The sequence below is a fragment of the Chitinophaga sp. genome, from assembly GCF_039596155.1.
Classification (GTDB): Bacteria; Bacteroidota; Bacteroidia; order Chitinophagales; family Chitinophagaceae; genus Chitinophaga.
The window spans coordinates 55571-80569 of sequence record NZ_JBCNKF010000010.1; the positions used below are offsets into that span (position 1 = coordinate 55571).

The 24999-nt window shown below is 46.1% G+C and carries 21 protein-coding genes, 1 tRNA gene and 1 riboswitch; of the genes, 19 read left to right on the forward strand and 3 right to left on the reverse strand.

Going from position 1 to position 24999, the window contains the following annotated elements; all coding sequences use genetic code 11:
* Window positions 1–16: 16 nt before the first annotated feature.
* The 7 genes from ABDW33_RS11910 to argH all read left to right on the forward strand — a co-directional run bounded on the left by ABDW33_RS11910 (window position 17) and on the right by argH (window position 7711).
* Window positions 17–1219 carry an argininosuccinate synthase domain-containing protein gene (locus ABDW33_RS11910; RefSeq protein ID WP_343690288.1) on the forward strand — a complete coding sequence of 401 codons (1203 nt, stop codon included), beginning with the start codon at window positions 17–19 and terminating at the stop codon, window positions 1217–1219.
* Window positions 1220–1225: 6 nt separating this feature from the next.
* Complete coding sequence (gene argC / locus ABDW33_RS11915) at window positions 1226–2209, forward strand: N-acetyl-gamma-glutamyl-phosphate reductase (RefSeq protein ID WP_343690289.1); 984 nt, start codon at window positions 1226–1228, stop codon at window positions 2207–2209.
* 21 nt (window positions 2210–2230) lie between these two features.
* Window positions 2231–3355, forward strand: coding sequence for an aminotransferase class III-fold pyridoxal phosphate-dependent enzyme (locus ABDW33_RS11920; RefSeq protein ID WP_343690290.1), 1125 nt, complete (start codon window positions 2231–2233; stop codon window positions 3353–3355).
* A gap of 154 nt (window positions 3356–3509) precedes the next feature.
* A complete protein-coding gene (locus ABDW33_RS11925) occupies window positions 3510–4463 on the forward strand; it encodes an N-acetylornithine carbamoyltransferase (RefSeq protein ID WP_343690291.1) in 954 nt (317 codons plus the stop codon).
* A gap of 47 nt (window positions 4464–4510) precedes the next feature.
* Window positions 4511–5299, forward strand: a complete 789-nt coding sequence (gene argB, locus ABDW33_RS11930) for an acetylglutamate kinase (protein WP_343690292.1) — start codon at window positions 4511–4513, stop codon at window positions 5297–5299.
* A 3-nt stretch (window positions 5300–5302) separates the two neighbouring features.
* Entirely contained in the window at window positions 5303–6373 is a 1071-nt protein-coding gene (locus ABDW33_RS11935) for a M20 family metallo-hydrolase (RefSeq protein WP_343690293.1), read from the forward strand.
* 6 nt (window positions 6374–6379) lie between these two features.
* Window positions 6380–7711: an argininosuccinate lyase gene (gene argH / locus ABDW33_RS11940; RefSeq protein ID WP_343690294.1), complete on the forward strand. Its 1332-nt coding sequence runs from the start codon at window positions 6380–6382 to the stop codon at window positions 7709–7711.
* A gap of 53 nt (window positions 7712–7764) precedes the next feature.
* Here the strand turns inward: argH and ABDW33_RS11945 are convergent, their stop codons facing one another.
* Together ABDW33_RS11945 and ABDW33_RS11950 are read right to left on the reverse strand one after the other, a co-directional pair.
* Window positions 7765–8763, reverse strand: coding sequence for a hypothetical protein (locus tag ABDW33_RS11945; protein WP_343690295.1), 999 nt, complete (start codon window positions 8761–8763; stop codon window positions 7765–7767).
* Window positions 8764–8936: 173 nt separating this feature from the next.
* On the reverse strand, window positions 8937–11315 hold the full coding sequence (locus ABDW33_RS11950) for a TonB-dependent receptor (RefSeq protein WP_343690296.1): 2379 nt from the start codon (window positions 11313–11315) through the stop codon (window positions 8937–8939).
* Window positions 11316–11408: 93 nt separating this feature from the next.
* A riboswitch (TPP riboswitch) is annotated at window positions 11409–11501 on the reverse strand.
* Window positions 11502–11691: 190 nt separating this feature from the next.
* Between ABDW33_RS11950 and ssb the strand changes: the two genes are divergently transcribed.
* The 5 genes from ssb (at window position 11692) to ABDW33_RS11975 (ending at window position 15422) form a co-directional block, all read left to right on the forward strand.
* Complete coding sequence (gene ssb, locus ABDW33_RS11955) at window positions 11692–12288, forward strand: single-stranded DNA-binding protein (RefSeq protein WP_343690297.1); 597 nt, start codon at window positions 11692–11694, stop codon at window positions 12286–12288.
* 321 nt (window positions 12289–12609) lie between these two features.
* Window positions 12610–12681: transfer RNA gene (locus ABDW33_RS11960), tRNA-Met, on the forward strand.
* A gap of 113 nt (window positions 12682–12794) precedes the next feature.
* A complete protein-coding gene (gene era / locus ABDW33_RS11965; protein ID WP_343690298.1) occupies window positions 12795–13661 on the forward strand; it encodes a GTPase Era in 867 nt (288 codons plus the stop codon).
* A gap of 147 nt (window positions 13662–13808) precedes the next feature.
* Window positions 13809–15131, forward strand: coding sequence for a ribosome biogenesis GTPase Der (gene der, locus ABDW33_RS11970; protein WP_343690299.1), 1323 nt, complete (start codon window positions 13809–13811; stop codon window positions 15129–15131).
* An 87-nt stretch (window positions 15132–15218) separates the two neighbouring features.
* Window positions 15219–15422 (forward strand): hypothetical protein, encoded by a 204-nt coding sequence (locus ABDW33_RS11975; protein ID WP_343690300.1) that lies wholly within the window; start codon window positions 15219–15221, stop codon window positions 15420–15422.
* A gap of 209 nt (window positions 15423–15631) precedes the next feature.
* Here the strand turns inward: ABDW33_RS11975 and ABDW33_RS11980 are convergent, their stop codons facing one another.
* The gene (locus tag ABDW33_RS11980; protein ID WP_343690301.1) at window positions 15632–17242 is read right to left on the reverse strand and encodes a S41 family peptidase; all 1611 of its coding nucleotides are present in this window, start codon (window positions 17240–17242) and stop codon (window positions 15632–15634) included.
* 164 nt (window positions 17243–17406) lie between these two features.
* On the opposite strand from ABDW33_RS11980, the gene ABDW33_RS11985 reads away from it, so the two are divergent.
* The 7 genes from ABDW33_RS11985 to ABDW33_RS12015 all read left to right on the forward strand — a co-directional run bounded on the left by ABDW33_RS11985 (window position 17407) and on the right by ABDW33_RS12015 (window position 24940).
* Window positions 17407–18252 carry an N-acetylglucosamine kinase gene (locus tag ABDW33_RS11985; RefSeq protein ID WP_343690302.1) on the forward strand — a complete coding sequence of 282 codons (846 nt, stop codon included), beginning with the start codon at window positions 17407–17409 and terminating at the stop codon, window positions 18250–18252.
* Window positions 18253–18269: 17 nt separating this feature from the next.
* Window positions 18270–19085, forward strand: coding sequence for an N-acetylmuramic acid 6-phosphate etherase (gene murQ, locus ABDW33_RS11990; RefSeq protein ID WP_343690303.1), 816 nt, complete (start codon window positions 18270–18272; stop codon window positions 19083–19085).
* An 87-nt stretch (window positions 19086–19172) separates the two neighbouring features.
* Window positions 19173–19736, forward strand: coding sequence for a hypothetical protein (locus ABDW33_RS11995; RefSeq protein ID WP_343690304.1), 564 nt, complete (start codon window positions 19173–19175; stop codon window positions 19734–19736).
* A 209-nt stretch (window positions 19737–19945) separates the two neighbouring features.
* On the forward strand, window positions 19946–20629 hold the full coding sequence (locus ABDW33_RS12000; RefSeq protein ID WP_343690305.1) for a succinate dehydrogenase cytochrome b subunit: 684 nt from the start codon (window positions 19946–19948) through the stop codon (window positions 20627–20629).
* 15 nt (window positions 20630–20644) lie between these two features.
* Window positions 20645–22618, forward strand: coding sequence for a fumarate reductase/succinate dehydrogenase flavoprotein subunit (locus ABDW33_RS12005; RefSeq protein ID WP_343690306.1), 1974 nt, complete (start codon window positions 20645–20647; stop codon window positions 22616–22618).
* A gap of 53 nt (window positions 22619–22671) precedes the next feature.
* A complete protein-coding gene (locus ABDW33_RS12010) occupies window positions 22672–23436 on the forward strand; it encodes a succinate dehydrogenase/fumarate reductase iron-sulfur subunit (protein WP_343690307.1) in 765 nt (254 codons plus the stop codon).
* Window positions 23437–23608: 172 nt separating this feature from the next.
* A complete protein-coding gene (locus ABDW33_RS12015; protein WP_343690308.1) occupies window positions 23609–24940 on the forward strand; it encodes a Gfo/Idh/MocA family oxidoreductase in 1332 nt (443 codons plus the stop codon).
* Window positions 24941–24999 lie beyond the last annotated feature (59 nt).

Below are 24999 nucleotides of genomic sequence, written 5' to 3' on the forward strand. Positions count from 1 at the left end.
TTATCACTATAAGTAAATGAAAAAAGTAGTACTGGGATTTAGCGGAGGACTCGATACTTCCTATTGCGTTAAATATCTGACCGAAGAAAAAGGATATGAAGTGCATTCTGTAATCGTGAATACCGGTGGTTTTTCTGAAGAAGAGCTGGTAGAAATTGAAAAACGCGCTTACAATTTAGGTGTGAAGAGCCATAAGACGGTAAATGCAGTACGTTCTTATTATGATAGTGTAATCAAATACCTCATCTTCGGTAATGTACTGAAGAATAACACTTACCCGCTGAGCGTAAGTGCAGAGCGTATGAGCCAGGCACTTGCCATCGGCGAATACGTAAGAGAAGTGGGTGCTGACGCTGTTGCACACGGTAGTACCGGTGCTGGTAACGATCAGGTGCGTTTTGATATGATTTTCCATATCATGATCCCGGGTGTTGAAATCATCACTCCGATCCGTGATATGAAACTGAGCCGCGAAGAAGAAATTTCTTACCTGAAATCCAAAGGTGTTGAAATGAACTTTGAAAAGGCAGCATACTCTATTAACAAAGGTATGTGGGGTACTTCTGTAGGGGGTAAAGAGACCCTGACTTCAAACGGTTTCCTGCCTGAGGAAGCATGGCCTACACAGCTGACGAAAGAAGGTACTGAGCAGGTGAAACTGAAATTTGTGAAGGGAGAACTGACGGGTGTGAACGACAAGACTTTCTCACATCCTTCTGAAGCAATTCAATATTTACAGACGATAGCAGGCCCATTTGCCATTGGCCGCGATATACATGTAGGTGATACCATCATCGGTATCAAAGGCCGCGTAGGTTTCGAAGCGGCTGCGCCTGTCATCATTCTCAAAGCTCACCATGCACTGGAGAAACACGTGCTTACAAAATGGCAGCTGAGCTGGAAAGACCAGCTGGCTTCATTCTACGGCAACTGGATGCATGAAGGTCAGATCATGGACCCTGTAATGCGCGACATCGAAGCGTTCTTACAGCATAGCCAGGAAAACGTAACCGGCGAAGTATTTGTAACATTACAACCTTACCGCTTCCAGGTAACCGGTATCGAATCTGCTTACGATCTGATGAGCAGCAAGTTTGGTAAGTATGGTGAAATGAACAATGGCTGGAGCGGTGAAGACGTGAGAGGTTTCAGCAAGATCTTCGGTAACCAGACTATGATCTGGCATCAGGTAACTGAGAGCGCCAACGGCGGCAAATAATTACGAATGGCAACTGAGAAAAAAATAAATGCGGGAATCGTAGGTGGTGCCGGTTATGGTGGTGGTGAAATGATCCGCCTGCTGCTGAATCATCCTAACGTCAATATATCTTTCGTACACAGTCGCAGCAATGCCGGCAATCCGTTATATGCCGTACATGCTGACCTGCTGGGCGAAACTGAGCTCACCTTTACAGGAGCGCTCAGCGACGATGTAGATGTTATTTTCCTTTGCCTGGGACATGGCGAAGCGAAGAAATTCGTAGAAGAGAATGACATTCCTGCACACATCAATATCATCGATCTGAGTCAGGATTTCCGACTTGGAGAGACCGCCAAAGGTCGTGAGTTTGTATACGGCCTGGTGGAAATGAACAGAGAAAAAATTGCCAGTGCAAAGAATATTGCCAACCCTGGCTGCTTTGCTACTGCTATACAACTCGGCCTGTTGCCACTGGCAAAGGCGGGTAAACTGCAGGAAGTACATACTACCGGTATCACTGGTTCTACCGGTGCCGGCCAAAGCCTGCAGGCGACTTCCCATTTTACATGGAGAGCTAACAACGTGAGCACGTACAAAGTGCTGAGCCATCAGCACCTGAAGGAAATACGACGAAGCTTACAGCTGTTGCAACCTTCGTTCGGCGGTGAGATCAATTTTGTACCTGTAAGAGGTGACTTTCCAAGAGGCATCTGGATCACTTCTTACCTGAACAGCGATCTGTCTCTCGAAGAAGCTCAGCAGCTGTATAAAGACTACTATGCTACTCATCCTTTCACACATGTAAGTGATAAACAGATTGACCTGAAACAGGTGGTAAACACCAATAAGGTCCTGATCCAGCTGGAAAAAGTGGGCAACAAACTCGTGATCCACTCTATCGAAGACAACCTGGTGAAAGGAGCCTCCGGACAGGCCATTCAGAATATGAACATCATGTATGGACTGGATGAAACGGCAGGACTGAAGCTGAAATCCATCGTATTTTAAAATTTAAGATCCTTCTGAAAAATGAATTTATTCGACGTATATCCCATCAATAATATTACTATTGATCATGCCGCAGGTTCCAACGTCTGGGACGATCAGGGCAATCAATACCTTGACATGTATGGCGGTCACGCGGTGATCTCTATTGGTCATACACATCCTCATTACGTAAAGAGACTGACCGAACAACTGAACAAAGTTGGCTTCTATTCCAACTCTGTAAAGATTCCTATTCAGCAGCAACTGGCTGAGAAGCTGGGACAGCTGAGCGGGAAGCCTGACTACCAGCTGTTCCTCGTGAACTCTGGGGCAGAAGCCAATGAAAATGCGCTGAAGCTCGCTTCTTTCTATAATGGTAAAAAGAAGGTGATTGCTTTCAGGAACAGTTTCCACGGCAGAACATCCCTGGCTGTAGCGGTGACTGACAATCCAAAGATTGTAGCACCCGTTAACCAGACAGACAACGTGATCTTCCTGCCATGGGAAGATCAGGCAGCGCTGGAAGCAGCTTTCAAAGCAAATGACATCTCTTCTGTGATCATTGAAGGTATCCAGGGTGTAGGGGGTATTAAAGTAGCCAGTGCAGCTTTCCTGCAAAAGATCAGAAGCCTGTGCGACCAGTATAATGCTGTATTTATTGCAGACAGCGTACAGTGTGGTTACGGCAGAAGTGGTAAATTCTTCTCTCACGATCACGCTGGTGTGAATGCAGACATTTACACTATGGCAAAAGGGATGGGGAATGGTTTCCCGGTTGGTGGTATCATTATCGCACCTCATATTCAACCAGCTTACGGTATGCTGGGTACTACCTTTGGTGGTAACCACCTGGCTTGTGCTGCAGCACTGGCAGTACTGGAGACAATGGAAAAAGAGCAGCTGATAGCCAACGCAGAAAAAGTAGGTAACTACCTGATCAGCGAACTGAAGAAATTCCCGCAGGTAACAGAGGTAAGAGGAAGAGGTCTCATGATCGGTATCGAACTGCCGGAGTCACTGAACCATGTGAGAAAAGAACTGTTATTTAAGCATAAGATCTTTACAGGCGAAGCGAAGCCAAATGTGATCAGGTTGCTACCATCACTGGCACTGACCATGGAACATGCCAACGAGTTCCTGACTGCTTTCAGCAAAGAACTGAACTAAACTATGGATGGCGGTTCGCGTTGAACTTTAAGCAAAGAATAACCGCCACGGATGCTGTCAGTATCATTTGTCAGCGCCTGTGGCAGGCCTTAAATCAGGCATGAATCGCTCACTATCTTTTAAACTATCATCATTAGAGCGCCATACAGAAAAAATGAAACAATTTATTTCAGTAGATGATGTACCAAGTGTCCCACGTTTAGTGGAGATCGCTTTGGACTACAAAAAACAGCCTTTTAAAGATAAGCAACTGGGTGAGAACAAGACCCTCGGTATGATCTTCTTAAACCCAAGTTTGCGAACACGATTGAGTTCACAGGTGGCGGCGAAGAACCTGGGGATGGATGCAGTTGTATTCAACATCGATAAGGAAGGCTGGCAACTGGAAATGAATGACGGTGTGGTAATGAATGGCAGCACCTCTGAGCACGTGAAAGAGGCGGCAGCGGTGATGGGACAATATTTTGATATCATGGCCATCCGTACATTCCCGGGTCTGAAGGACAAGGAAGCGGATTATACAGAGAAGTATATTAACCAGTTTATCAAATATGCTGGTGTACCTGTAGTGAGCCTGGAGAGTGCTACGCTGCACCCGCTGCAGAGTCTTACAGACGTAATTACCATTGCAGAACGCTGGCAGCAGCCGCGCAAACCAAAGGTGGTAATGACATGGGCACCGCACGTGAAAGCATTACCGCAGGCGGTACCTAATTCTTTTGCACAGTGGATGAATGCATGGGGTGAAGTGGACTTCGTGATCACCCATCCAAAAGGGTATGAACTGGATCCAAAGTTCAGCGGCAGTGCACAGATTGAATACAACCAGGACAAGGCACTGGAAGGTGCAGACTTTGTGTATGTCAAAAACTGGTCTAACTACAATGACTACGGTAAGATCACCTGCACAGATCCCAGCTGGATGGTTGACAATGCAAAACTGCGCGGAACGAATGATGCGAAGATCATGCACTGCCTGCCGGTGCGGCGAAATGTAGTGATCGCGGACGAGGTACTGGACGGGCCGAACTCGATCGTCATACAAGAGGCCGGCAACCGTGTCTGGGCTGCACAGGCTGTGTTAAGCGAGATTTTGAAGAATAAATAATATGAAGGCATCCCCGCAAGGGATGCCTCCCAATTTTTAAATAAGATATGATCGATCTCTTTGTCATTAAAGTCGGCGGTAACGTCATCGACAACCCTGCTTTACTGGATACTTTTTTACAGAAATTCTCAGCCATTCAGGGTAAGAAAATACTGATACACGGTGGAGGTAAGATAGCAACGAGGATAGGTGACAAGCTGGGTATCGAATCGAAATATGTAGATGGACGCCGTATTACGGATGCGGATACAATTGATGTAGTGACCATGGTGTATGGTGGTTTAGTCAACAAACAGCTGGTCGCTAAATTGCAGGCTAATGGTTGCAATGCGATTGGTATGACTGGTGCTGACGCCAACATTATCCCTGCTGTAAAACGACCTGTAAAAGAGATAGACTACGGATTTGTAGGAGACATCAACAACGACCAGGTACAGGCAGCGCCGCTGAAAGCATTGCTGGAAGCAGATCTGACACCGGTATTTGCTTCCCTGACGCACGATGGCAAGGGACAGATCCTGAATACGAATGCGGATACGATTGCAGCTGCACTGGCGATTGCAATGTCGAAAATATATAACGTCAGACTGATCTATTGTTTTGAAAAGAAAGGGGTACTGCACGATGCGAATGACGACCATGCAGTCATTAACCTGATCGACCGCCAGATCTATAACGAGCTGCTGGCAGACGGTGTGCTGACAGATGGCATCCTGCCAAAACTGAACAACGCATTTGCTGCTATCGAGAGTGGCGTAAATGAAGTGCTGATAGGCCATGCAGACGATGTGCTGAGTAATACCTCTGACACCGTAGCTGGCACCTTAATACGCTAACCTATGTGGAACCAACAACTGTATACCGATGCTGTTGAACTGTTAAAGTCGCTGATCGCAACGCCTTCACTGAGCAGGGAAGAGCAGGATACTGCGAAGCTGATCGGTGAATTCCTGGCAGCGAGGGGCATTCCTTTCAACCAGCATCTGAATAACATCTGGGCGCAGAATAAATACTTCGATCCTGCTAAACCAGTGATCGTATTCAACTCCCATCACGATACCGTAAAACCGAACCCGCAATATACCCGTCCTCCGTTCTCCCCGGATATTGAGGATGGCAAATTGTATGGATTGGGCAGCAATGATGCAGGTGGTTGCCTGGTGAGCCTGATCGCTACATTCCTGCATTTTTATGATCGGCAGGATCTGAAATATAATATCATTCTCACGGCTACTGCCGAGGAAGAAATAAGTGGTCACAATGGTATTGAGAGTATACTCGACCAGTTGCCGGCCATCGAGTTCGCCATTGTAGGAGAACCTACACAGACGCAGCTGGCGATAGCCGAAAAAGGGCTGATGGTACTGGATTGCACCGTGTATGGGAAAGCGGGTCATGCGGCCAGGAATGAGGGCGAAAATGCCCTTTACAAGGCGCTGCCGGATATTGAATGGTTTCGTACCTATCAATATCCGAAAGTATCGGAAACACTGGGGCCGGTGAAGATGAGTGTGACGGTGATCAATACATCGAACAAGGCGCACAATGTGGTGCCGGCAGATGTATCGTTTGTAGTAGATGTGCGGGTAACAGAACAATATACGCTGGAAGAGGTCCTGGAGATTATCCAGGCGAATGTACAGTGTGAAGTGAAGCCACGTTCCATTCGTATGCGCCCTTCGGGCATTCCGCTGGATCACCCGTTTGTGCAGGCAGGGGTGCGGTTAGGGAAAACCTGTTATGGTTCACCTACTACATCCGATCAGGCATTGATCCCTGCCACCTCCATTAAAATGGGACCTGGGGATTCAGCAAGATCACATACGGCTGATGAGTTCATATTTGTGGATGAAGTCAGGCAGGGAATAGACAGTTATATATCATTGTTGGAAGAGATTATTAAAAACTAATTGGAAATGAAAATCTGGCAAAAAGACAAAGCAGCCCTTGCTGAAGTAGATAAATTCACGGTAGGTAAAGACCGTGAAATGGATGCTTTTCTCGCGCCTTTCGATGTGCTCGGGTCACTGGCGCATACGACCATGCTGCAGACGATTGGCCTGCTTACAGCAGAAGAATTGGCTGTGTTGCAAAAGGAATTGAAACAAATTTATAAAGAGATACAGGAAGGCAACTTTGTACTGGAAGACGGGGTAGAGGATATCCACTCCCAGGTAGAATTGCTGCTGACCCGCCGTTTGGGTGAGGTGGGCAAGAAGATCCATAGCGGACGTTCCAGGAATGACCAGGTGCTGGTAGACCTGAAACTATTTCTGCGTGCAGAGTTACAGGCATTGGTACAGGAAGTAAAAAGCCTGTTCGATCTGCTGCAGCAGAAGAGTGAGGAGTACAGGGATCGCCTGATGCCGGGGTATACACACCTGCAGATTGCGATGCCGTCTTCTTTTGGACTTTGGTTCGGTGCGTATGCAGAAAGCCTGGTAGATGACCTGACGATGTTGCAGGGTGCTTACAAGGTAGTGAACAAAAATCCATTGGGTTCCGCTGCAGGATATGGATCATCATTTCCATTGAACCGTACGCTGACTACGCAGTTGTTAGGTTTTGATGATCTGAACTACAATGTGGTGTATGCGCAGATGGGTCGTGGTAAAACGGAAAAAATCGTGTCCTTTGCACTGGCAGGAATTGCCGCTTCATTGGCTAAGATGGCGATGGATGCAACCCTGTTTATGAACCAGAACTTTGGCTTTATCAGTTTCCCTGATGAGCTGACGACTGGCAGCAGTATCATGCCACACAAGAAGAATCCGGATGTGTGGGAGCTGATCCGTTCCCATTGCAATAAGTTACAGGCTTTGCCAAATGAGATTGCGATGATGATCACCAATTTACCGGTAGGTTATCACCGGGATTTGCAGTTGCTGAAGGAAAACCTGTTTCCTGCATTTGGGGTCTTAAAAGATTGTATTAAGATGACTGGATTGATGCTGTCAAATATTCGTATTAAGGAGAACATCCTGGATGATGCGAAGTACCAGTATTTGTTTAGTGTGGAAGTGGTGAATAAGCTGGTGCTGGAAGGAGTGCCTTTCAGAGAGGCTTACAAGCAGGTGGGACTGGATATAGAGAAAGGCGTGTTTGCACCGGAAAAAGCTGTTCAACATACACATGAGGGGAGTATTGGTAACCCGGGTACAGCGGAAATAAATAAAATGATGGAAGATGTGTTGAAAGGTTTTAACTTTGTAAAAGTGGATGCTGCGATTGCGGCATTGACTAAATAAACTTACTAACCGATTTTATATCAAGGGGTGGATATGTATCCACCCCTTTTTTATTATCGCATAATGTTTTTTATCTCTTCTACCAGCCTGTCGATCTTCCTGGTATTCTGCACCTGCCGGATCATCATACTTTTTGTATTCTTCGCACCCGGCTCGTGAAAAATCATGTGTACTTCTGTACCAGCATAAGCGCCATTCGTTGTCTTCCTGATCATGTGAAAATTCTGAAAGTACTCAAACGGCATTTTCAGGTTGCCTATCCTGGCAGGGCTCTTTTTTTCCACCATCCTGGTTTTAGTATCGAATGTGATTGTCATGAACAGCGCATTCAGGAAGACCAGTGCAAACAGCAAAGGGCCGGCTATCATGGCAATGTGGAATGCATCGCCTTTATCCAAACTGAATGCGTATGGGGTTAGTTCGTGAATACCCAGTGCCAGGCAGGCCACGAAGAATATAACCATGGTTAACCTGCGCTGTTTGTAGGTGTATACGCCGTTACTCTCCGTAAAGTAGATGTATTCGGTAATGATCTCCTGTTGTACAGGCAGTGGACTATTCATGTCCAGGTACTTGTGTATCAGGGGAATGACTTCCGTTGTAAATGCCACACAATTGGGATGAGTGTCTTTGTTGTAATAGGAGGAGATCGCCACGCCTTTCCCGAATTTATCGTTCCTTGGATAGATCCTGAAGTTAAACCCACCGGTCGATTGCCTCATTACATTGACACCATGTAGCTGATCAAAGGATTTGGTGACCACAGGGACTATTCCCATCCAGCGTTTCGTCATGGTAAAATTGTTATTGTCAAAGACAATATGGGTGTATCCACCTGCAAAGAACAATGCGATCATGACTAAGAAAAATGGCAGCAGGATAGGCATGACCGTACCAAGGCTATAGGGCTCCAGTACATAAACAGCGACGGCAAATCCAATAAAAAGTACGGCCATGATAACGCTTACGACAAAGTACCAACCGTAGGGGTAGATGGTAATTCTATCATGCTCGACAGACCATCTTGTTTTCATCAGTTCTTTAATTGACATATAGTTAAAATTTAGGGTCAGGGCGAAGATATAAAAAAAACGCTTCTGCCCTATGCAGAAGCGTTTGTGGCTGGTGGCTCCATTCAGATCGGGCAATCGGCCGCTATCTTTTGGCATACAATACAAAACAGGCCAGCAGCCATTTTTAGATTTTAATCCTAATCGATACCTGATTAGAATCCGATGTTTATGCCGGCGAAGAAATTCCTGCCAGCCATCGGGTAATACCCGTTTGTCGAAATTAACTGTCCGTTTTCCCTGTGTATATATGTATAGCCATTAGGGCTATACATAGCGTTCCAGATATTGTTTAACATGAACTGTATGCCCAGTTCCCTGAAGAGTTTTTGTGGTACGATATAATTAATCCGCAGATCATTGGTATAATAGCCATCCAGGCTACGTTCTTTCTCCCCGGTGTTATCCAGGTACTGACGGCTTACATACTTGCCCAGTAAGCTGAGCTCCAGGTGTTTAACCGGCTTTGCCGTCAAAGTATACCCACCTACAAAAGCAGGAGAGAAGGCAATGTTGCTGCTGCGGGAAACGAGGGTATCCTGACCGCCGGTATCCCAGTTGTCCACATAGCTGACGAAGTCTTTCACTTTATTCTGGCTGAGTGCAGCATTCAGGCCAATGCTGAAGAAGCGGCCCAGTCGCCGGGTACCCTGCAACTCGATACCTGCCCGGTAGCTTTTAGGAATATTGGTACGGGTATAAGCACCTACGTTATTCAGTTTACCGGTTTGTACCAGCTGATTTTTGTAGTTCATGTAGTAAACATTTGCCTGTAATACGAGGTCGTGTTTACGCAGGGTGTAACCTGCTTCTACATCACGCAGTGATTCAGCTTTGGGTGTTTGCTGTTTAGCAGCTTCAAAGTCGTCGCGGTTAGGTTCTTTGTTCCCCACAGCGAAGGAGGCATATACATCCTGCTGCTCGTTGATAGAATAAGTGATACCTGCTTTGGGATTGAAGAACTTGTATTTGTTATGCTGGATGAGGGTCGGATTATCTTCAAAGCCATCGATATTGTATTTCACATCACGGTATTGCAGATCCGCAAATACACGGAGGGCATTGGTTACTTTGTATTCACCTTTCCAGTAAATATTGGCATCCCGCTTCATGGCATCGAGGTCGTAATATTTGTGGTCTTTATCGATGGCATATTGTGCCCAGATGATCTGGCCATTGTGATTGCCTTCGTAACGGTTCCAGCCACCGCCGATGCTCCAGGAGAACCTGTTTCCCTGGTAATTGACAGAGAAGATGCTACCATAGAAATCATTGTCCAGCCATAGCTGGCGAATGAGGTCAGTGCTGGTTACTTCAGCGCCATTGATGACAGGGTTTGTAAGGCCATAGGCGCTGTAAGCCTGTGCTTCTTTGTATTGCTCATAATACCCTTTTCCTTTGGTATAGTGAGCTGCTACTGTAAAGTTGAGTTTATTGCTGATCACCTGGTTCAGGAATAACTGGTAGTTATCCATCTGGTAATTATCAGTTTCGTTTTTATAGTAAGAGCCATCGGATTTTTGTCCGGCGGAGTTATAGGTACGGTGGGTAGCCAGTGAGTCAAAAGGCACGCCGTTCCATGCCTGGTAAGTTTTTTCCGTACCAGATGAGATATTCAGCCTGATGGCGGTGTTTTTAGAGATATAGGCAGCAGAGGTATAGAAGGATTTCAGGTTAGAGCTGGCACGGTCTATATAGCCATCGGAGGTGATTTTTGAGAGGCGTGCATCTACTGTAAAATGGCCGTTAATGAGGCCGGTACCAGCTTTGACGGTGTTCTTCCAGGAATTGAAAGAGCCGAAGCTGCTATAGATCTCACCATATGCTTTTTCCCTGTAGTCGTTGGTACTGATGTTGAGAGAAGCACCAAAAGCGCCGGCTCCATTGGTAGAAGTGCCGACACCGCGTTGTAATTGAATGCTGCTCACGCTGGAGGCGAGATCGGGCATATCTACAAAATAGGTACCCTGTGATTCGGCGTCATTTACCGGAATCCCGTTGTTAGTTACGTTGATACGGGTAATGTCTGTACCTCTTACACGCATGCTGGTATAGCCGATACCAGTACCGGCATCGGAGTTGGTGACTACACCCGGCATTTGGTTGAGCAGTATTGGCAGGTCCTGACCCAGGTTTTGCTTTTTGATCTCGTCGGCGGTGATGGTAGACTGGGTGAAGGGGGCATGCTGGCCAACGCGGAGGCTGGTGATCTCAACGGGTTGAACGAAAAGTCCTGTTTCTTCCAGTTGCAGGTCGGCATTAGTACGGAGGCCATTTGTCTGAATGGAAGTGGTGAGAGGTTGAAAGCCCAGGTAGGTGGCCTTGACGGTAAAAGTGCCCTGTGAGGGGAGTAAAATGCGGTAAACCCCGTTCACATTAGAGTAAGCGCCGGTATTGTCGGCAGAAAGGATGCTAACAGACACGCCTTCGAGGGGGCGGCCGGTTTTCTTGTCAGTGACTATACCGGTCAGCACAGTTTGTGCATGAACCGAGACTGTGGCGAACAACAGCCATAGCAGTAAAAATTGTCTCATGGACGCATTAGTTTAAAAAAGCTACGGTTCGAGGGTAGCATTAAGTTATCTGCTACGCATGTGCGTGCAGCTTGCCATATGTGGGTAAGGAAGAATTGATTCACTTACCTTTCCTAATCAGCATTACCTGATCAGGTTCAACGGGTCTGATCTCAGCCTGATAGTAAGGCACCCCGAGGTGAAGCCGGTTGGTGGTTTTGAAAATGTACGGTTGTACATACCGGATTCCGGCACAAAGGTATAATGTGGTTCGTTAAAAACGAGATTTTTTTTTAAAATGAAAGAAAATCGTTAAATTAGAATAGCATATATATTATCCCCCCTGGAAAGATTTCACACGTTTATTTTTTATTGTTAACCATCAATTTGTAATTGCATGATCAGACTTTCGGTCATTGGCCATCTGGGGCATGATGCTTTGAAAAAAGTCATCAATGGGAAATCTGTGCTGTCTTTCAGTGTAGCACAAAACGAACAGTATAGGAATTCAAATGGAGAGGTCCAGGAGCGTACGACCTGGATTAATTGTTCTGTATGGGGGCGGGAGAACCTGGCGCCGTATTTAAGGAAGGGGACGTTGGTATATGTAGAAGGCCGGCCAATGTTTAAGGGGTATGCGGGCCGGCAGGGGGAGGTCCTGGCCGGGGTGAACATGATCGTGATGGAGCTGGCATTGCTGCCCGGTGCAAGAGGTGTGTTGGGAACGGGTATCGCGGGAGTGGTAGCCGATGGAGAGGAAGAGGGGAGCGAGGTGCAGTTGGAGGAGGTCGCAGCAATTGAGGTAGCAGACGACAAAGTTGACCATGATGACATGGGGAATGGCGGAGATAAGAGACGAGGTAAAAGTGGAAGTGTGAGAGGTGGAAAAGTTGTAAGTGGAGGAAGTGGGAGAAATAAAAAAGAGGGGAGTGAGGATAATGTGAGTGAAAGAAATGGGGAGGAAGATGGAGTCAGAAATGATTTGCCTTTTTAATGAATTTCCTTTTTTATAAGGGATACGTTTCGTCTATAGGTCTGTTCTTTATCCCTGCGTGATGTCGGCAATTCATTGATATTTTCATTTCTATGAATCTTAAAAACTCACTTTTGCCATCAGCAGGAGTGAGTTTTTTAGTGATGTGTATGCTGAAAGAAAAACTTTTTGTTAACTTTTTTTTATAGAAAAGGTTGCTTTTAAATCCTTTATAGTACTGGTCTCTAGCGCATCAATCTGTTTAGGTGCCTGGAAATAAAGCGGTTTTTTTTCAAAAAAGATTTGGCAGGGAGGAATCTTTGTCTATCTTTGCAATCTCATTGCGAGGTAGAGCAGAGGTAGCTCGTCGGGCTCATAACCCGAAGGTCAGAGGTTCGAATCCCCTCCTCGCTACAAACGAAGTCCCGGCTAGGTCGGGATTTTTTTATAGCATTCAGAAAAGAGCCGAGCAATTCGGCTTTTTTTATTTGTGGCAATTTAGGAAATTAGAATAGAATTATTATTACATGCATAAAGCAGGGTTTGTAAATATTTTCGGTAAGGCAAATGCAGGGAAAAGTACCCTGATGAACGCACTCATAGGCGAAAAGCTCGCTATTGTTTCGCCGAAAGTACAAACTACCAGACACCGTATTACGGGGATTGTTACCACGGCAGATTATCAGATCGTTTTTTCTGATACGCCTGGCATTATAGATCCGCGTTACCGGTTACACGAAAAAATGATGGGCGCTGTTAAGTCTGCGCTGGAAGATGCAGACGTGGCTATGTTGCTGATGGATGCAAGAGATAATGTGGCGGAGAATCTTGCGCTCTTTGACTCCCTGCGATTGAAAGCAAAGTGTTTGCTTGTGATCAACAAGATGGATGTGATGGAGAAGGAGAAACTGGAGGAAGTGGTAAAGCAATGTGAAGAGTGGGGAAAGGCGCCGGTGATCACGATCTCTGCGTTGCAGCATAAAGGCGTGGATGCACTGTTGAAACAGATCGTTGCACTGCTGCCGGAGAGTGATCCTTTTTATCCTGAAGATACTTTAACAGATAAGTCTACCCGTTTCTTTGTCGCAGAAATGATCAGGGAGAAGATATTTCATCTGTATGAAGAAGAAATTCCTTATCACACGGCGGTAGTGGTGACGCAGTACCAGGAGAAGACGACATTGGTAAAGATCTCTGCAGAAATTATCGTGACGAGAGATACGCAGAAGGGGATAATACTGGGAGATAAAGGAAGTGGTATTCGTAAGCTGGGCACTATGGCGCGTGAGGAGATAGAGAAGTTTATAGGGCAGAAGGTGTTCCTGGAGTTGTTTGTGAAGGTGAGAGGTAAGTGGAGAGATAATGATCTTTATTTGAAGGAGTACGGGTATTGATGTTTGTATGCAGGTGCCAGACCAGAATGGAGATTAGCGTGTAAGCGAAACCTCTTTTGCCATGAAGCCTTCTGATAGCTGGTACAGATAGATGATACTGTGTTCGCAGAAAAGTATAAGTTTTAAGTTTAGTAATTTTTAAATATTATGGCTGGATTTACAGTAGCAATTGTCGGTCGTCCTAATGTGGGTAAGTCTACCCTGTTCAACCGTTTGCTGGAACAGCGCAAAGCCATTGTGGATGACGTGAGTGGCGTAACGAGAGACAGACAGTACGGTGTAGCCGACTGGAATGGCAAGTCTTTTAACGTAATTGATACCGGTGGTTTTGTACACGGTAGTGATGATGTATTTGAGCGTGAGATCCGCAAGCAGGTAAAAATTGCAATGGATGAAGCAAACGTGTTGCTCTTCATGTGTGATGCTGCGACTGGTATTACGGATCTTGATGATAGTATGGCGGAGTTGTTGCGTCGCTCTTCCAAGCCGGTTTTCCTTGTTGTCAACAAAGTAGATAACAACAACCGTATGCTGGAGGCAACCGAGTTTTATAGTCTTGGTTTCGAGAGAGTATTCTTTTTATCGTCTATGAGTGGTAGCGGAAGTGGTGAGTTGCTCGATGCGGTAGTAGAGCTGATACCTGAAGAAGAGGAGAATGCAGCAGATGAGGAGAAAAAAGAAATACCCAAGATTGCCATCATTGGTCAGCCAAACGTAGGTAAATCTTCATTGTTGAATGCATTGATCGGTGAGGAACGCAACATCGTGTCTGATATTCCTGGTACTACCAGAGATACCATTCATACGCATTACAAAATGTTCCAGAAGGATTTCATCCTGATCGATACTGCTGGTTTACGTCGTAAAACGAAAGTACATGAAGACCTGGAATTCTATTCCGTGATCCGTGCGATCAAGGCGATGGATGAAGCAGATGTATGCCTGTTACTGCTGGATGCAGTGAATGGTATTACCCAGCAGGATCTGAACATCTTTAGTCTGGCAGCGCGTAAAGGTAAGGCTTTGGTGATCCTGGTGAATAAGTGGGATCTGATTGAAGAAAAGAAGACCAACACTGCGCGTGATTACGAAAAGCAACTGAAAGAAAGATTAGCACCATTCAATGATGTGCCGATCATCTTTACTTCTGTACACGAGAAGCAACGTATTTTCAAGGCAATAGAAGAAGGGTTGCGCGTATACGAAAACCGTCAGCGTAAAGTACAGACTTCCAAGCTGAATGAAGTGATGCTGAAGGCGATTGAGTCATTCCATCCTCCGGTAGTAAGGGGTATTCCTATCAAAATTAAGTATGTGACACAGTTGCCTACTTATACACCGGCATTTGCATTTTTCTGTAACCTGCCAGATGATGTAAAAACACCATATCGTAATTATCTTGAGAATCAGCTACGTACGCATTTTGACTTCCAGGGTGTTCCGATTAAATTGTTTTTCCGTAAGAAATAGCGATCGTTTTTTAATAAAATATGGGTGAAAGTGTTTTATAATTAAAAATAACTATATACCTTTGCCCATCTTTAAAATTATCAAAGCATGAAAAAATTATTCTTTTTAGCAGTTGCTGCTGGTATGTTCTTCGTTGCATGTAACGGTGGTTCTTCTACAACTCAGGATTCTACTGCTACAGCTCCAGCTGATACCGCTGCTGTTGCTCCAGTTGCTCAGGATACTACTGCTGCAGTTGCTGACTCTTCTGCTGCTGCTCCAGTTGCTGACACTGCTGCTGCTGCTAAGTAAGACTAAGGTTTTACTAAGAATTTAGCCTTCCTGCCCTGCAGGAAGGCGTTTTTGTTTTTAGGGGATGCCTATAAAAGAAAAGAGGTAAACTCAAAAGTAAACTGAATGTGTGGGGAATCGTTTGTACGAAATTCCCTGTATTCAGGTAACCGCATAAGAGCGGTTAGATTTACTTTTGAGTTTACCTCTTTATTTATTCGCGTGGGTTGTTATTCGTTTGTTTCTTTGTTCAGCACATCGATCGCTTTCTTCATCATTTCATCATTCTGGTTCAGGGATTCCCAATATCCTTCATAACTCCAGATCTGTCTGGCCAGAATTGCCTTTAAACGATTTTGAATTTCAACTTCATCATGTGGTTTCAATCCACTCAAACCCTTGATACTATCACGTTCGGCATAGCTCCTGAAGGCGCTCATGATACTGGCTGGAAGCTGGTACTGGTTCACGAACTGTGAGGCATCTTTATATTGTTTGAATTCCTCTTTGTGATTGATATAATATTGATAAACGAAATTACTGAATGCACTGCGTGAATACATACTTGAGATCACCGGGGAGAACCGGCTGGTATCAAACGGGATGAATATATCGGGAGTGATGCCTCCGCCGCCGTATACGACTTTCCCTTTGGAAGTTTTGTATTTCACCGTATCCATTACTTTAATGCTATCCTGGTTTACAAATTCACCGTGGTTGAATCTGTTCAGGATGTCTTCTTCATAAGCTTCACGACCATTTGCGTAAGACTTCTGGATACTTCTGCCGGAAGGGGTGTAGTAACGTGCTACAGTAAGGCGTAATGCGCCACCGTTGCTCAGGTCAAATTGTTCCTGCACGAGGCCCTTACCGAAGGTGCGGCGGCCAATGATCGTACCGCGGTCCCAGTCCTGCACGGCACCTGCCAGGATTTCGCTGGCGCTGGCGGAACCTTCGTCTGTGAGGATGGCTAAAGCACCTTTTTCGAACAGGCCGGGTTTCTCGCATTTGTAGTCGGTACGGGGATAGCTCTTACCTTTTGTATAAAGGATGAGCTTATTATCATCCAGCAGTTCGTCTGCAATGCGGGTAGCGGCATCAAGATAGCCACCTGGATTCTGGCGCAGGTCGATCACGAGTTTCGTCATGTGCTGCTTTTCCAGTTTACGCAAGGCAGCCATGAATTCATCGAAGGTGGTGTTGCTGAACTTACTTATTTTAATATAACCGATCTCCGGGGTGGCCATATAGCTGGCGTCAACGCTGTACAGTGGAATAATACCTCTGGTGATCTCTATCGGTAGCAGTTTATGATTACGCATCATGGTGACTGTTACTTTGGATCCTTTCGGACCGCGCAGCAGCTGGCGGATTTTGTCGCTGGTAATATGATTGCCAGCTACCAGGCTATCGTTGACTTTGATGATCTTATCGCCTGTCTGCACGCCTGCTGTTTCAGAGGGGCCGCCCGCGATTATAGAGATCACATTGACTGTATCGGCCGTAATATTAAATTCTACGCCAATGCCCTGAAAGTTGCCGTCCAGATCCTCATTTACTTCTTCCAGACTGGAAGGGGGGATATAAATAGAGTGGGGGTCGAGGTGGGTGAGGAGGCCTTCGATCGCTTCCTGCTGCAGATTGCCCAGTTGCAGGGTATCCACGTATTTTACTTTGAGAAGGTCCATGACTTCCTGTAAAGGTCCCCTGTCTACCCGGCTGAAGAGGAGCGTTTGCGCTCCGGTGTTAGCTCCTGGCATTTTATGGCCCAGATACATTCCCAACGCCAGTACAACGGCTAAAAGTAACGGTAAAAAAACATTCAATTTCCTGTTCGACATAAACTTCGATATTAAGATTGCGGCAATGTCCGCTGCGCTGTGGCCATTTTTAGGTAATTTTTACCGCAGTAGTATATATAATCCTGTTTTGTTTAACTTGTGGGGCAAAAATAGTATAATAACAAATAATCATCACCTAAACCTCAAACCTTAACGGGCGTGTCATGAAAATAAAGCTAATCGCAGATAGTGGGTCCACCAAGGCGGATTGGTGTTTAACAGGGGGCAATGAAACAGTACATTTTGCTACACAGGGCATCAGCCCTTATTTTTTAAATGCGCAGCAGATCAGGGAAATCCTGGAAAGAGAGCTGTTGCCGCAGTTGCCTCCTGACGTTCAGATCGCAGAAATTTTTTATTATGGTACCGGTTGTTTACAGCCAAAGAGCGTGCAGATTGTGCAGACAGCCCTGCAATCTGTGTGGCCGGTGGCGGCAGTGACAGTGAATCATGACCTGATGGGAGCGGCAAGGGCACTGTGTGGGAGGAACCCTGGTATAGCCAGTATTCTGGGTACAGGATCCAATTCCTGTTTTTACGATGGCACACGCATTGTAAAGAATAATCCGGGATTGGGTTATGTACTGGGCGATGAGGGGAGTGGTGCTGTATTGGGCAAGAAGCTATTGCAGATGTACCTGTACAAATCCTTTGACGAGGAGTTGCAGGCCCGTTTTGAAGCTACGTACAATACGACCAATGATGAAATTCTGGAAAATGTTTACCGTAAGCCATTGCCTAATCGTTACCTGGCGGGTTTTGCGCGTTTTCTGGGAGAGAACAGAGGGCATTATATCATTGAGAACATCCTGGAGGATGGGCTAAACGAGTTTTTTTTCAACCACATTTATAAATACAGCGAGAGCTGGACACATCCGCTGCACTTCACTGGTAGCATAGCCTGGAACTTCAGGGATATTCTGCAGGAGCTGTGTGAGCTGTATGAGCTGCAGCTGGGAAGGATATTACGGAGCCCGATGGAAGGGTTGCTGGAGTATCATCAATCTTAAAATTTATCAATTCGAAAATGTCTTTTCAGAGAACCACTGAACAACCTTCACACTATAGACACCTGGAGAAGATGAGTGTGCAGGAGATCCTGAGTAATATCAACCAAGAGGATAAAACTGTACCCCAGGCTGTAGAGAAAGCAATACCCCAGGTCGAAAAACTGGTTACGGTGATTGCCGATAAAATGCTGGCAGGCGGCCGGTTATTTTATATAGGAGCCGGTACCAGCGGCAGATTGGGCATCGTGGATGCGAGTGAATGCCCCCCTACATTTGGAGTGCCATTTGGGCTGGTAATTGGGTTGATTGCAGGGGGAGATACGGCAATACGCCGGGCGGTGGAGTTTGCGGAAGATGACAGAGAGCAGGGCTGGAAGGATCTTTTAGCGCATAATATTACCGAGAAAGACGTTGTAGTTGGCATTGCTGCGAGTGGTACCACCCCTTATGTAATAGGAGCGTTGAATAAATGCCGGGAAGAAGGGATCGTGACAGGGAGTATCAGTTGTAATGCCGGTGCACCGGTTTCAGCGGCAGCGGACTATCCGATTGAAGTAGTAGTAGGACCTGAATTTGTGACAGGTAGTACGAGGATGAAGAGTGGCACTGCACAGAAGCTGGTACTGAATATGATTTCGACGGCAGTGATGATCCAGTTGGGAAGGGTAGAGGACAATAAGATGGTGAATATGCAGCTGACGAATGATAAGCTGGTAGACAGGGGAGTGAAGATGTTGATGGGGCAGCTGGGCCTTACCGACTATGAGCAGGCGAAAGAATTGTTGCTGAAGGCGGGGAGTGTAAAGCAGGCGATGGAAGCATACAGGAAATAGATATAGCATTTTATCCTGCATCCGGATGAGATGATAATTGCAGTTTTTTCGCGAAATTTGTGAAAACAATAATTTCAGAAAATAACCATGCACGATATAGAACCCTTTTATAACTGGCGCCATTTATATGCTGCGGAAGAGGACGAGAGTTCTCCTTTCTACGGCAGGGAGTACAGTGAATTCACGTTTTCGAACACGGTATATAATTATTATGTTCACCCCCAGTGGGATGAATTTGGTTCCAGGAACCTGTATATGAAGGTACTGTATGCTGATTACCAGTTCAATTATGTCATCATTGAGTTGCTGGGCGAGTGGAATGATGCTATTGAGAATGACATTATGACCCTTAAGCGGGACATCATTGATGTGATGATTGCTACAGGAATCAGGAAATTTCTGTTAATTACTGAAAACGTAATGAACTTTCACTCCTCGGATGATTGTTATTATGAGGAGTGGTGGGATGATATTAAAGACGACGGTGGGTGGATTGTAGCGATGAACATGCCGGTGCAGACCAGACAGGAGTTCGAGAAAGCACATCTGGACAACTATGTTCACTTACTGGATGTCGAGAAATGGCGGCCTTATCAACCCCAACACATTTACAATGAGATAGATAACCTGATGATGCGGAGGTTGGAGTAGTGATCGCATCGGGTAATTCATAAATTCCACGTGGCCTTCTGCCGGGTGAAGGAACACGCATACCTACCTCATTGGATATGAACACCGATGAGGTTTTGATCCACCTGAAAAATGAGAAATATCATTTGGTTTTTATTTTTCCCGGTTTAACTTTGCGCGATATATTCGAATAATTATCATATCATCTTTTAAGGAAGCTAATTTTACTTATGAAGTGGTCACAGTTTTTTAATACCTCTATCGGTAAAAAATTATTAGTGGGTGCTACCGGCCTGTTCCTTTGTAGTTTTGTTATTGTGCATCTTGTAGGTAATCTTCAGCTGCTGCTCAATGATAACGGGGAAGCCTTCAACACTTACGCGGATTTCATGGCCCACAACGAACTGATTCAGCTTGTGGCATGGGGTTTAAAAGTCGCGGTAATTATCCACTTCTGGGTTGCATTACAACTTACTTTCAGTAACAGAAAAGCACGTCCGGTTAAGTATGCAGTTAACCCGGGTAATCAGACTTCTTCCTGGTTCAGCCGTCAGATGGCGATCATGGGAAGTATTCTGTTGGTGTTCCTGCTCATTCACCTGAAAGATTTCTGGTGGGCAATGCACTATGGTGATTTGCCTAAAGGAGATTTCGGTGGCAAAGAAATGACTGACCTGTACAGTACTGTGTACACGGCGTTCACCACTCAGCTGTGGTTGGTGATACTGTATGTTATCGGTATGGTTGGCCTGTCTTTCCACCTGATCCATGGCTTTAAGAGTGCTTTCCAGACTTTTGGTCTGAACCATGTAAAGTACAATGGCCTGATCAATTTCTTAGGTGTATGGGTATGGGGAATCCTGATTCCTATTGGTTTTGCTGTTATTCCCGTGATTATCTATTTAAAACATTAAGTAAAGTAAGGAGATATGTTGAACTCAAAAATTCCTGCCGGACCATTAGAACATAAATGGGAAGAATATAAGGGGCATTGTAAGCTGGTAAACCCGGCTAACAAGCGCAACATGGAAGTGATCATTGTGGGTACCGGTCTCGCAGGGGCATCTGCTGCTGCTTCACTGGGCGAGTTAGGATATAAAGTAAAAGCTTTCTGTTTCCAGGATAGCGCCCGCCGTGCACACAGTATTGCTGCACAGGGTGGTATCAACGCTGCTAAAAATTACCAGAACGACGGTGACTCTGTTTACCGTTTGTTTTACGATACTGTAAAAGGTGGTGACTACCGTGCCCGCGAAGCGAATGTGCATCGTCTGGCAGAAGTGAGCGGAAATATCATTGACCAGTGCGTGGCACAAGGTGTTCCTTTTGCGCGTGAGTATGGTGGTATGCTGAGCAACCGTTCATTCGGTGGGACCCAGGTACAGCGTACTTTCTACGCCGCAGGCCAAACCGGCCAGCAGCTGCTGTTGGGTGCTTATTCAGCATTACAGCGCCAGGTGGCTTTAGGTAACGTCACTATGTATGCCCGTCACGAAATGCTGGAGATCGTAACGATCGATGGTAAAGCACGTGGTATCATTGCCCGTGACCTCATCACCGGTAAGCTGGAACGCCACTTTGGTCACGCAGTATTACTGTGTACCGGTGGTTATGGTAATGTATTCTACCTGTCTACCAATGCGATGGGTTCTAACGTAACCGCTGCCTGGAAGGCTACGAAGAAAGGTGCTTACTTCGGTAACCCTTGCTACACACAGATTCACCCGACCTGTATCCCTGTTTCCGGTGACCATCAGTCCAAACTGACACTGATGTCTGAATCACTGCGTAACGATGGTCGTATCTGGGTGCCTAAGAAACAAAACGATACCCGCAAGCCAGCTGATATCCCTGAAGAGGAAAGGGATTATTACCTGGAAAGAAGATATCCTGCATTCGGTAACCTCGTACCTCGCGACGTGGCTTCCCGTGCAGCAAAAGAAAGATGTGATGCCGGTTATGGTGTAGGTAGCTCCAAACAGGCTGTATATCTCGATTACGCTTCTGCAATCGAGCGTTATGGTAAGATTGAAGCTAACAAGCGTCAGATGCACGATGCATCTCCTGCACTGATTACCAAGCTGGGTAAAGAGGTGGTAGCTGAGAAGTATGGTAACCTGTTCGATATGTACGCAAAGATCACCGGTGAGAATCCTTACGAAGTGCCAATGCGTATTTATCCTGCGGTACACTATACCATGGGTGGCCTGTGGGTAGACTACGAACTGATGACTTCTGTAACAGGTCTGTATGCATTGGGTGAAGCTAACTTCTCCGACCACGGTGCCAACCGTCTGGGTGCTTCTGCACTGATGCAGGGTCTGGCTGATGGTTACTTCGTGATTCCTTATACCCTGGGCAACTACCTGGCAGACGATATCAGAACCAAGGCGATCCCTACTACACATCCTGCTTTTGAAGAAGCGGAGAAGAGTGTACGGGACACCCTGAATAAGCTGATGAGTATCAAGGGCACCAAATCCGTTGACTACTTCCACAAGAAACTGGGTAAGATCATGTGGGACAAATGCGGTATGGCGCGTAATGAACAAGGTCTGACAGAAGCAATCGATGAGATCATTGCGCTGCAGAAAGAGTTCTGGAGCGACGTTCGTATTCCAGGTGAATTAAACGAGTTCAACCCTGAACTGGAAAAAGCTGGCCGTGTGGCTGACTTCCTGGAACTGGGTGAGCTGATGTGTCGCGATGCACTGAACCGTAGAGAATCATGTGGTGGTCACTTCCGTGAAGAATCCCAGGAAGATGGTGGTGAAGCAAAACGTGATGATGAAAACTTCTCTTACGTATCTGCATGGGAATACAAAGGTCCTAACCAATACGAGCTGCACAAAGAGCCGCTGGTATTTGAGGTTTGTAAACCTACACAGCGTAACTATAAATAAGGTCATGTCTGGCTTCGGCCAGATTATTTACAACAATAATAGTCCAACCAGATATGGAACATTATAACATGAATCTCACACTTAAAGTGTGGAGACAGAAAAATTCAGAGGCGAAGGGTGATTTTGAAACTTATCAGGTAAGTGAGATTTCTTCTGAAATGTCATTCCTTGAAATGTTCGATGTGCTGAATGAGCGCCTCATTAATGAAGGAAAAGAACCAGTTGCTTTCGACCACGATTGCCGTGAAGGTATTTGCGGTATGTGTTCTATGCATATTAATGGCCGTGCGCATGGTCCATGGCAGGGTACTACCACCTGTCAGCTGCACATGCGTGCTTTCAAGGATGGTGATACCATTACTGTAGAGCCATGGAGAGCAGGTGCTTTCCCGGTGGTAAAAGATTTGACCGTACACCGTGCTGCTTTTGACCGTATCATTGAAGCAGGTGGTTTCGTGTCTGTAAATACAGGTAATGCACAGGATGCTAACAACATTCCTGTACCGAAGGACGATGCGGATGCGGCATTTGCTGCTGCTGCGTGTATCGGTTGTGGTGCTTGTGTGGCTGCGTGTAAAAACTCTTCAGCGATGCTGTTCGTAGCGGCAAAGGTGTCTCAGCTGGCATTGTTACCACAGGGACAGCCTGAGAGAAAAACACGTGTACTCAACATGCTGGCTCAGATGGATAAAGAAGGCTTTGGTAGCTGTACGAACACAGGTGCCTGTGAGGCAGAATGTCCAAAGGAGATTTCTCTGACTAACATTGCCCGCCTGAACAGAGAGTTCATTGGTGCAGGTTTTACTTACGGTAAGTAATATCGTCGTAATTGAAAATATAAAGGATGTATCGGATGTTCCGGTACATCCTTTTTTGTTAATATCCCTGGTGGTTTCATTTGATGAATACCATTTGTCCGTTCCTCCATTTTCCCGTCGTTTATTGCAGTCATAATTTGTAATTTCCTGTAGTTCCCAAAAAAATTCCGTTATGACTCATCAATCCCGAAGAACATTCCTACGTAACCTTGGCGGCACAGCTGCCCTCTTAGGCCCATTTTCCTCTTTTGCCAGATTCTCTGCCAACGATAAGATCCGTATAGGCTGTGTCGGCATGGGTATCCAGGGCTTTGCTGATGTAAAAGATTCTCTCAGCGTGCCCGGTGTAGAGCTGGCAGGTGTAGCAGACCTTTACACCGGCCACCTCGATAAGGTCAAAGAAGTATATGGCAGGAATGTATTTACCACCCGCGATTACAGGCAGTTGCTGGAAAGAAAAGACATCGACGCCATCATTGTAGCTACGCCCGACTTCTGGCATGATACTATCTCTATTGCAGCCATGGAGAAAGGAAAGGCGGTATACTGCGAGAAGCCCATGGTACAGCAGATTTCAGAAGGGCATGAGGTGATCGCTACGCAGGCAAGAACGAAGGCCGTATTTCAGGTAGGCAGCCAGCGTGTAAGCAGTGTAGGGCTTGCCGAAGCCAGAAAGCGCTACCTGGCAGGCGATATCGGCGAACTGGTGCTGGTCGAGGCACATATGAACCGCCACGATGCATTGGGTGCCTGGCAGTATTCCATTCCCCCGGATGCTTCACCGGAAACAGTAGATTTTGATACCTGGCTGAAAGACACGGCAAAGATTCCTTTTGACCCTGTCCGTTTCTTCCGCTGGCGCAATTATAAGGCCTATGGAACGGGTATTCCGGGAGATCTGTTTGTACACCTTATCTCAGGCTTACATTTCATGACAGGCGTTCCCGGGCCTCAAAGAATATATGCCACCGGCAACCTGAAACAGTGGAATGATGGGAGAGATGTACCGGATGTAGTAATGGCACTCTTTGACTATCCCGGTTTCCAGGTGAGCCTCCAGGTGAACTTTGCAGACGGTGGCGGTGGCGGGGAATTTACCAGGCTGGTAGGTACAGAAGGCGTACTGGAACTGGGCTGGGACGATTTTAAAATTAAGAAACACAAATTGCCTGCTGCCCCCGGATATGGGGGATGGGATACTTATAATACCTTCACGAAAGCCACACAGGAGGCGTATGTAAAGCAATATAATGAGAAGTATACCCCTGAGCAACGGCAGCAACCTGTACAGGAAGGAGAGAGCTCATTTAAGGCACCTCAGGGCTATAACTCCCACTTCGAGCATCTTGCGAACTTTTATACATCTGTGCGAACCGGCGCAAATGTGGTAGAAGATGCTACCTTTGGATTGCGGGCTGCAGGACCAGCTTTGCTGACAAATGAAAGCTATTTTCAGCAACGCCCTATAAAGTGGGACCCGGTGAAGATGGTGGTGGTGGGTTAATTTTGTACTTTAGTAGTCTCAATTATTACCACCTATGAGGATAGCCGCTGCTTTTTATC